Raw genomic sequence first — 1,332 nt, 5'->3', positions numbered from 1 at the left:
CGGGCCTTGACCCCGGAAGCTGGACACGGGGTTTGTGATTACGCGGCGTGTGCCAGGTTATCGGTTGTGTGAACGGATTCGTAGTCGGCAGGACTGAGGTAGTCGCAGTACGAGTGCCTTCGTCGGGTGTTGTAGCGGGTGACCCACCGAAATACCGCCAGCCGCGCCGCGCGGGGCGATTCCCATCGGGCCGTGCCTTGCAGCGTCTCTCGTTTCAGGGTCGCGTTGAACGATTCCGCGAGGGCATTGTCTGCGCTCGTGCCCACGGCTCCCATCGATTGGGTGACACCAAGGTTCGTGCACAGGGCAGCGAAATCCTTTGCGGCGTACTGACTTCCGTGATCGGAGTGAAACACCGCACCAGCGAGGCTGCCGCGGGTGAGAGCGGCTGCACCCAAGGCGTCCCCGACGAGTTCGGTGCGCATGTGATCGGCGATCGACCACCCGACCAGGCGGCGGGAAAAGCAATCGATCACCGTGGCCAAGTACAAGAACTCGCCGTCCCCGCACGGCAGATAGGTGATATCGCCGACGTATTTGGTGTTCGGCTCGGACGCGGTGAAATCACGGCGAACCAGGTCTGGCGAGGGGGTGTCGGCGGGTTCAGCGACGGTGGTGCGGTGGCGGCGACGCAGCCGGAAACCTTCAATGTTGTTCTCCCGCATGATCCTTGCGATCCGTTTGTGGTTGACCCGTTGCCCGGCGGGTTGGCCGTCGTTGATCTCGGCGGTGATCCGGGGCCGCCCGCAGGTGTTGTCCTGGTCGTGGATGGCGCGGATCTTCGCGGCGAGTTCCGCGTCGGAGTCGGCGCGGGCTGCTCGGTTGCCGGCGGCGTTGATCCACGCGTAGTACGAGGAGCGGGCGATATCGATGACCTGGCATAACCGCTTCACCGGGTAGGTGTCGGAGTGGTCGGCGACGAACTGGAAGCGGGTCACCAGTTCGTCTCTCCGGCGAAATATTTGGCCGCCGACCGCAGGATGTCTCGCTCGGTTTCGAGCTTGGTTTTCTCCGCGCGCAGGTTCGCGACCTCGGCTCGCAGCCGTGCGGCTTCCTGCTCGGGTGTCTCGTCGGGGCCTGGCCGCGCCACAGCGGTGGTGCCGGGTTTGCGGATCGCGACACCGGCGTTTTTCAGCCACGCGGTCAGGGAGCCGTGGGAAATGCCGAGATCGGTGGCGATCCCGGCAATGGTCGCGCCGTCGGTGTCGCGGTAGAGCGCGACTGCGTTGCGGCGGAACTCTTCGTTGTAGTTCTTGGACATCGGGTAGATCTTCTCGCTTTCCCTGGTCTGAGACCAAGATCAAGCGTGTCCACTACCTGGGGTCAAGGCCC

General features: G+C 64.3%; 1 protein-coding gene. It reads right to left on the bottom strand.

All coding sequences use genetic code 11. From position 1 onward, the window contains the following. Positions 1 to 38: 38 nt before the first annotated feature. A protein-coding gene (locus ACIBK2_RS45775; protein ID WP_396977561.1) for an IS3 family transposase occupies positions 39 to 1,261 on the bottom strand; the annotation gives its coding sequence in 2 pieces (ribosomal slippage) (positions 39 to 949 and positions 949 to 1,261; 1,224 coding nt in all). Between the last annotated feature and the right edge of the window lie 71 nt (positions 1,262 to 1,332).

Origin of the sequence: Nocardia sp. NPDC050175, from assembly GCF_044459885.1 — a bacterium.
In the GTDB taxonomy this organism is placed as follows: Bacteria; Actinomycetota; Actinomycetes; order Mycobacteriales; family Mycobacteriaceae; genus Nocardia.
Note: the sequence above shows the minus strand (reverse complement) of the source record. Positions and strands in the feature narration are given on the sequence as shown.